Origin of the sequence: Streptomyces sp. NPDC002490, from assembly GCF_040296045.1 — a bacterium.
Taxonomy (GTDB): domain Bacteria; phylum Actinomycetota; class Actinomycetes; order Streptomycetales; family Streptomycetaceae; genus Streptomyces.
Map to the genome: position 1 here is coordinate 161,368 of NZ_JBEOWM010000010.1, position 7,513 is coordinate 168,880.

Genomic DNA, 7,513 nt, shown 5'->3' on the forward strand with positions numbered 1-7,513 from the left:
ATGGGTTGGTCAGTCGGTGTCGTTCTCGATACTGGTGTCGGGCTGGTGGTCCTCCCTGGTCTCCTGCACCGTGGTCAGGGCGGTCCCCATTGAGGGCTCGTGGATGAAGGGGGTGCCGTCCGCGGTGACGCTGATCTGCCGATCGGGGCAGAGAGTCAGCAGGGGGGACACCTTCGTCGTGTCGGGCAGCGCGACCGGCACCGCCCTGGTCAGGCCGAATGGCCGGATGGGGGTGGTCCGGATCGGCCGGGGTGCGGGCGGTACTGCACGCTCAGCGGTGAATGTCATGGCAACGCAACTCCTTCTATGGTTCACGGAATGTGCCGGCAGGATCACGGGCTCAGCCCCCATGGGGGCAGGCGGCCCGGGCGGGGGGCTGTGCCGTGAATGTCTCCCGTTCGGCCGGGCACGTGGACTGCGCGGTGCCGGCGAGGTGCCCGGTACGCGCCCCCTTCGCCTTGTGTGCCGGTACGAGCACACACCGCAATCGGCCGGAGGACAATGGAGTGCTCCGATCCAGCACCGATCCCCAGCAGGAGGGCCACCCGATGCTCGACCAACTCCGCATGGACATGCGGGAGGCGCGTAGGGCCTCCGGAATGGTGTGGGCACGGTTCGCCCGTGAGGCCGGGTTCGGCGAGGCGTACCTGCGCAACGTGGAGAACGGGAACCGGTCCGTGACGGCAGGTGTTGCCGCCGCGTACGACAGGGTCCTGCGCACCGGGAACGCTTTCACGACCACGCTGCACGACCACGGTGCGTCCGGCACCACGGGTCCGCCCTGGGACCGGCCCAGCAGCCTCGCCGTTCTCACCGGCCTGCTGAAGGGAAGCGGTGTGGATCGCAGGGGATTCCTTTCAGCCGGAGCAACGCTGGCCGTTTCCGCGAGCAGTTGGTCCCATGCCCTGGAGTCGGGCGGACCGGACGGGACGTCCCTCGCCGTACCCGAGGGCGGCCCCGCGATCCTGGCTCATGTGGACGACCGTCTCGATCACTTACGGCGTCTCGATGACGAAATCGGCAGCGGCACGGTGTGGCAACTCGCCCGCAGTGAACTCTCCTTGATCGTTCGGCTGATCACGTCGCGGAGGTACGACGGCTCGACCGTGGACCGCTTGCACGCCATGGCTTCCGAGGCCGCGCGACAGGCAGCCTGGGCGGCGTTCGACCAGAACCGCCCTGGCATCGCCCAGCGGTACTTCGACGGTTGCCTACGCGCCTCCGCAGATGCGGGCGATGCGTTCAGCGGCGCCTACGGGCTGTCGTTCGCCGCCGTCCAGTGCTACTCCACCCCGGGCCAGGCAGGCAGAGCGGTGTCATTGCTCCAGACAGCACGAGACCGGGTGGGGCGAAGGGCGACTCCACGCATGCGCGCCATGCTGGCCGCCCGCACGGCCCGTGCCCTCTCGGTGACCGGCGCCAGGAAGGAATGCGCCCACCAGCTCCACCTCGCCCGGACCGCTCTGGACGAGGGAATCCGTGACGAAGACCCGAAGGCCCTGTACTGGGTGGACTACGGCGAGATCGAAATGATCGCCGGTTCGGCGGCACTGCGTCTCGGGGACCCTGCGGAGGCGGTGCGCCGCTTCGAAGCGGCCGTGGCGTCCTCGTATCCCGGCGACGACGAGTACCCGCGCAGCCATGCGATCTATCTGGCCCGAGCCGCGGAAGCACACCTGGCCCTGCATGACCTGGACGCCGCGGTCGCCGCGGCGCGCCACGCGTCCCGCTGTCTCGGCGCGGTCGACTCGGTCCGCTCGGCATCCGAACTGAAGGCACTCCGCGCGAGGTTGGCGCCGCACGCCTCGCACGCTGCGGTACGCGAGTTCCTACACCTCGGGTAGCCCGAGCAACCGACGCAGGCGCTTGGCCGCCACCTGGTCGTCCAGGGCCAGCAACGGGGTGATGCCCATCCGATGGGCCGCGGCGAGGTTCTCCTCGCTGTCGTCGACGAGCAGGCACCGTTCGGCCGGCACGCCGAGCTTGTCGAGCACCAGGCGGAGAACGGCGGGGTCGGGTTTGCGCAGACCGTGGTCAGCGGAGAGGACCACCTCGTCGAAGGTGCCCGCCAGGTCGAACCCCGCGTAGGGGTCGTACGGCTCCCGCCCGAGGCTGTTGGACAGCACCGCGGTCCTGATCCCGGCGGCCCGGGCCTGACGCGCCACTCCGAGCATGCCGTACGCGGGGAACGCGTCGTGGAGGTACCGGGCCATCAGGTCGTCCGGCACCACGCCGAGCAGGGCCGCGAACCCGGCGTTCCATTCGGTCTGGGCGATCTGTCCGAGTTCGAGCCTCCGGAAGAGTTCCTGGCCCCGCGGGTCGGCCCAGGCCCGGAGGAAGGTGCCCCGACGGAGGCGTTCCCGGTCCTCGAAGGAGGAGATCACCTCGACCATGTTGAAGGTCAGGACACCGAAGAAGTCGAAGATCACGCCGCCGTAACCGGGCTCTGCGGAAGTCGCCATCCACCAAGCCTACGGACCCGTGGGGAAGTTGCGCCGCCGTACGCCGTGCAGCACGCGGGCCGATCCGTGGGCGTCCCGACCCGGACCGTCTCCCCTCGCTGCGGGGAGGGTGTTCCTCCACCTCGGGCGGGTCCGTGCGGGGCGCGGCGCTCCGTACCGACCTTCGGGTACGAGATTTCCCATGCGATGCCCGAATCCTTGCACGGACGCTCAGCGAAGGGCGAACACCGATCACAGCAATACCCGTGCGGCCCCGCGGAAAAGGGTCATGCGTTCCGGATTCACGATCAAGTGAGAATCTCCGGCACCCCAGCTTGGCCAGCTTCTTGCCTTGACCGGTGGCGGAGGAGCCCCGACCATCATCCGTGAACACCCACCCGGAGAAGCATCAGGAACGAATGGAGAAAGGTGATGTCTGGGAAGTCACGCAAGAAATCCGGGAACTCCTTGGCCCGCCGTGCGTCCCGGACCCTGCTCGCCGCAGTTCTCGTCGCGCCCGCGGTGCTCGTGTCCTCCCCCACCGCGCAGGCCGCCTCCTCGGAAGCCCGCGCGCTCCCGGGCCGGTTCTACTCCGACGGCGTGAACATCCGCAACGCTCCGCGGCTCAACGCCACGGTGCGGGGGCTCGGGTACCGCAGCCACCGCATCACCGTGCACTGCGGCACCCCCGGTCCCCTGGAAACGTACTGGTGGCGCATCACCAACAACACGACCGGGGTGCGTGGATACATCGTCCAGGAACACGGCGGCCCGTCGAGCGACCCCGGCAGGTGCTAGCCGGCGGCACCGCCCGCACCGGGACCTTGCCCGCCGCACACCGCTCCGCCCGCTCGGCCCCGGCCGTGCGCACCGACTCACCAGCACGCCCCTCACACGGAACCAGGAGAATTCCATGCGTGGGAAAAGAGCCTTCGCCAGCGCGGGGATCGGTACCGCACTCGTCCTCGGCCTCGTGGCCGCCCCGGCCCACGCGGAATCGGTGAAGTCCACCGCCTCCGCAGCCTGCTACGTGTACGTCAGTCCCAGCGTCGGATACCTCAACGTCCGTGCCGCCAAGAGCTCGACTTCCCGGCTGATCGTCAAGTACACGGGAACTCGCCTCACTCCCCAGGGTTGCGAGTACGAGGAGACCGGATCGTCGTACCGGTGCAATGCGGGCGAACCGCAGTACAACAATTGGGCGCCGGTGATCTACAACGGGGTCAAACGCTACGTGGCCATGGAATGCAGTGGCGGATGGGGGGCTTGACCGGCGACGGCGCAGCCTCCGGGCACCCCCGTCGGTCCGGGAGGGTGCCGGTGCCCTCGGGTCACCCGGGGCAGTGGGTGTCGCGGGCGGGGAGGGTGCCGTGCAGCAGGTACGCGTCGACGGCGCGCCGCACGCAGTCGTCGGAGTGGTTGAGGTAGACGGTGTGCGCCCGGGCGGCCAGCGTCACGAGTCGGGAGCCGCGCATCGCCCGGTGCATCCGCAGACCTGACGGGTAGGGGGCACGGGGGTCCCCGGTGGCCTGGATCTGGAGGGCCGGGACCCCGTTGTCGATGGGGACCAGGGGCTGCAACGGCTCCCGTTCCCAGAACGCGCAGGGGAACGGCGCATGGGTCAGGGGTCCGAAGACGGGCTGCGAACGCCGGCTGCGCTCCACCACCCGCCGGTAGTGGCCGAGGCTGCGGGGCACCGCCGCGTCGGCACAGATCATGGCGAGCGAGGCCGAGTAGTCCCTCGCCTGGGTGCTCCCGGGGCCCGCGAACATCAGGTCGAGGGTCGCCCGCAGCGCCTGCGGCACGGTGACCGGCCGCCCCTCGGCCGCGTCCCGTAGGACCCGCAGCATGCCCGCGGCCTCGGGGTTCGCCCGGTCGTCGATGAGCGCGAGGTAGAGCAGCAACGGAAGTTCGTGGTCGGTGATCCGGTGCTCGCCGATCCGGATCGGCTCCCGGGCCGCCCGCTCGATCATCCCCTCGACTCCGGCGCGCACCGCCGCAGGCGTGGCGCCCAGACCGTACGCACCGTCCCGGGGCGCCGCCCAGCGCGCGAAGTCGTCGAGGGCCCCCTCGTAGGCGGCGCCCTGGCGGCGCACCATGCGGAGCGGGTACTCGGCGGGGTCGGACGCACTGTCCAGGACCAGGCGGTCCACCCTGCCGGGGAACATCTGCGCGTACGTCGCGCCCAGGATCGTTCCGTAGGACTGCCCGAACCACGAGGTGCGCCGCTCGCCCAACGCGGCACGGACGAGGTCCACGTCCCGCGCGATGTTGCGCGTCGACAGATGGGGGATGGACTCCGGCGCGTTGCGCCAGCACTTCCGGGCGTCTTCACGGGACAGCCGCGCGCTCTCCTCGAACCCGGCCCGACCGGTCCCCGGCGCGTACAACAGCCAACTGCTGCGGTCGAGTCCGCAGTCGACCGGTGTGCTCCCGCCTCCGCCGAGCCCGCGGGTGTCCATGCCGATGATGTCGTACGCCGCCGCGACTGCCGGGCTCATCGCCCTTTGCAGGTCCGCCGGCATGCCGAGCCCCCGGGACCCGGGGCCGCCCGGATTGGTCTGGAGGATGCCGCGCCGCCGGGCCGGGTCCTCCGCCGCGATCCGCGAGACGGCGACGGTGACGGTGCGCCCCCGCGGGTGGCCGTAGTCGAGCGGGACAGTGAGGTGCGCGCACTCGGTGCCGCTCGCGGTGAGCGAGGCGTCCGCACACCTTCCCCAGTCGACGGACTGGTTGCGGAACCGGTCCAGGCCGTCGGGGGACCCGGACCGCGACGCGGGAGCGGACGTCCCGGGAAGCAGTCCGAGGGCCGCGACCGAGAGGACGGCCAGGCCGAGCACTCTGATCCTCTTCACGTTCCGCGACGCTACCGCCACCGTCCCGGACACCGCCCGGCCAACGGCGACGTGTCGTCCACCCGTCACACGACCTCGGTCGTCCAGCACGGCGACCCCCGCACGGCGGAGCGAGCCGTGCCGTACGGGTCAGGGGTCGCGTGCCCCTCCCCGCCGCACCACCCCGCCCGGGCATCGGAGGGCTGCGGCACGAAGAACCCTGCCTCCCCGAACACCGGGGAGGCAGGGCGAAGTCCAGCCGAACCGAGGACCCGGGAATCACACCCCGGACGCACACACCAACGTCACGAAGCCCGCCCAACTCTCCGGACTCACCAGCAACACCGGGCCACCGGACACCTTGCTGTCCCGCACCGGGACCACACCGTGCGCCGAAGCGACAGCGGGCGCCCACTCGACGCACTGGCCGCCGTTGGGTGCGCTGTAGGTGCTCTTCACCCAGCTCGCCGTCCCGTAAGTGTTCTCACTCACGCCTGTACTCCTCACGCATTCGCCAGATCCGGTCAAGGGTCGCGCGACGGCCCAACGCCTCTACGAAGAACCCTGCCTCCCCGAACGCCGAGGAGGCAGGGCGAAGTCCAGCCGAACCGAGGACCCGGGGATCACGCGTCGGACGCACGCACCAACGTCACGAAGCCCGCCCAACTCTCCGGACTCACCAGCAACACCGGGCCACCGGACACCTTGCTGTCCCGCACCGGGACCACACCGTGCGCCGAAGCGAAGGCGGGCGCCCACTCGACGCAGGTACCACCGTTGGGCGCGCTGTAGCTACTCTTCACCCAGCTCGCCGTCCCGTAAGCGTTCTCACTCACGCCTGTACTCCTCACGCATTCGCCAGATCCGGTCAAGGGTCGCGCGACGGCCCAACGCCTCTACGAAGAACCCTGCCTCCCCGAACGCCGAGAAGGCAGGGCGAAGTCCAGCCGAACCGAGGACCCGGGGATCACGCGTCGGACGCACACACCAACGTCACGAAACCCGCCCAACTCTCCGGACTCACCAACAACACCGGGCCACCGGACACCTTGCTGTCCCGCACCGGAACCACACCGTCCACCGAGACGACAGCGGGCGCCCACTCCACGCACTCGCCACCATTGGGCGCGCTGTAAGTGCTCTTCACCCAGTCGGCCATTCCGTAAGCGTTCTCACTCACGCCTGTACTCCTCACGCATTCGCCAGATCCGGTCAAGGGTCGCGCGACGGCCCAACGCCTCGGCCCGCAGTTGATCGTAGACCTCACCCGCAGCAGTCGTGATCTTGGGCGCATCCTGCGGCCGCCCCGTCACGGGACCCTCCGCGTAAAGCAGCGTAGGCCGGGAGTCAAAGGCCAGCAACGTAAAAGGAGTCGCAACCGCCGGCGCTGCTTCGAAGGGCAGCAACTGCAAGGTCACCTCTGACCGCTCCCCGTCTTCGAGGAGTCGGTCGAGCTGTCCAGCCATCACCTCCGGTCCGCCCGCCCGTACGCGTAGACACGCCTCGTGGAGCACCACCCATAGCTTCGGGGGTGGCGGTTCGGCACGGTTGAACACCTCGCGGCGGCTCATCCGCGCCGCCACCTTGGACTCGACCGACTCCGCCGTCATCCCCGGCGAACTCAACCGGTATGAAGCGCGGGCGTACTCGGGAGTTTGCAGCAACCCCGGTACGTACAGGGTGGAGTAGTTGAAGATACGCACCGCCCGGCGTTCGTAGGTCAGGTACGGCATGAACCAACTGGGGTGGTCGCCCTCCAGGGCGCGTTCTCGCTGGCGGGTCAGCATGACGCCGGTGCCGAACGCCTTGTCACAGCCGACGGCGAACCGCTCGCTGGGGTGGACGACGCCCTTCTCCACCTTGCAGACGTAACTCGGCGAGTAGCCCGTCACCTTCCCCAACGCCTGAAGAGTGATGCGACGGGTCCTGCGCAGCTCCCGAACGTCAACACCGAACGTCTCAAGTGGATTCAAAAACTCTGATGGTTCGTCATCTTTCATCGCGATGACCTGCCCCTTCCTGCGAACCGGCAACTCGAACACCGGTTTGGGTCTTGAGCCCCCCTCCGTCAACTCTACTCACCCACAGCGACCTTGTGGTCACATCGAGAAACAAACCCCGGCCGAGACCGGGTCCCGAGAATCAGGTGAGACGACCGATGTTCCTCAATGACGAGGGAGAGGTTCTGCCTCCCGCTGCCGCGCTGACGTTCCCGCCGTGCGTCTGCGGCTACCCCCA

General features: G+C 69.4%; 10 protein-coding genes. 3 read left to right on the plus strand and 7 right to left on the minus strand.

Going from position 1 to position 7,513, the window contains the following annotated elements:
* Window positions 1-9: 9 nt before the first annotated feature.
* On the minus strand, window positions 10-288 hold the full coding sequence (tgmA, locus tag ABT092_RS09380; RefSeq protein ID WP_351241552.1) for a putative ATP-grasp-modified RiPP: 279 nt from the start codon (window positions 286-288) through the stop codon (window positions 10-12).
* Window positions 289-599: 311 nt separating this feature from the next.
* Here tgmA and ABT092_RS09385 point away from each other — a divergent pair, with 311 nt between their 5' ends.
* Window positions 600-1,844: an NsdA family TPR-like regulatory protein gene (locus ABT092_RS09385; RefSeq protein ID WP_502968413.1), complete on the plus strand. Its 1,245-nt coding sequence runs from the start codon at window positions 600-602 to the stop codon at window positions 1,842-1,844.
* On the opposite strand, the gene ABT092_RS09390 is transcribed toward ABT092_RS09385, so the two are convergent.
* Entirely contained in the window at window positions 1,830-2,462 is a 633-nt protein-coding gene (locus ABT092_RS09390; RefSeq protein WP_351241556.1) for an HAD-IA family hydrolase, read from the minus strand. The genes ABT092_RS09385 and ABT092_RS09390 overlap by 15 nt on opposite strands.
* Before the next feature lie 411 nt (window positions 2,463-2,873).
* Here ABT092_RS09390 and ABT092_RS09395 point away from each other — a divergent pair, with 411 nt between their 5' ends.
* Window positions 2,874-3,239, plus strand: a complete 366-nt coding sequence (locus tag ABT092_RS09395; RefSeq protein WP_351241558.1) for an SH3 domain-containing protein — start codon at window positions 2,874-2,876, stop codon at window positions 3,237-3,239.
* 115 nt (window positions 3,240-3,354) lie between these two features.
* Window positions 3,355-3,711: a hypothetical protein gene (locus tag ABT092_RS09400; RefSeq protein WP_351241560.1), complete on the plus strand. Its 357-nt coding sequence runs from the start codon at window positions 3,355-3,357 to the stop codon at window positions 3,709-3,711.
* A 61-nt stretch (window positions 3,712-3,772) separates the two neighbouring features.
* Here the strand turns inward: ABT092_RS09400 and ABT092_RS09405 are convergent, their stop codons facing one another.
* The 5 genes from ABT092_RS09405 to ABT092_RS09425 all read right to left on the minus strand — a co-directional run bounded on the left by ABT092_RS09405 (window position 3,773) and on the right by ABT092_RS09425 (window position 7,317).
* Window positions 3,773-5,296: an alpha/beta hydrolase gene (locus tag ABT092_RS09405; protein WP_351241562.1), complete on the minus strand. Its 1,524-nt coding sequence runs from the start codon at window positions 5,294-5,296 to the stop codon at window positions 3,773-3,775.
* Window positions 5,297-5,554: 258 nt separating this feature from the next.
* A complete protein-coding gene (locus ABT092_RS09410) occupies window positions 5,555-5,767 on the minus strand; it encodes a DUF397 domain-containing protein (RefSeq protein ID WP_351241564.1) in 213 nt (70 codons plus the stop codon).
* 131 nt (window positions 5,768-5,898) lie between these two features.
* Entirely contained in the window at window positions 5,899-6,111 is a 213-nt protein-coding gene (locus ABT092_RS09415; protein WP_351241566.1) for a DUF397 domain-containing protein, read from the minus strand.
* A 131-nt stretch (window positions 6,112-6,242) separates the two neighbouring features.
* Window positions 6,243-6,434, minus strand: a complete 192-nt coding sequence (locus ABT092_RS09420) for a DUF397 domain-containing protein (RefSeq protein WP_351241600.1) — start codon at window positions 6,432-6,434, stop codon at window positions 6,243-6,245.
* A 13-nt stretch (window positions 6,435-6,447) separates the two neighbouring features.
* Window positions 6,448-7,317: a helix-turn-helix domain-containing protein gene (locus ABT092_RS09425; RefSeq protein ID WP_351241568.1), complete on the minus strand. Its 870-nt coding sequence runs from the start codon at window positions 7,315-7,317 to the stop codon at window positions 6,448-6,450.
* Window positions 7,318-7,513: the final 196 nt, after the last annotated feature.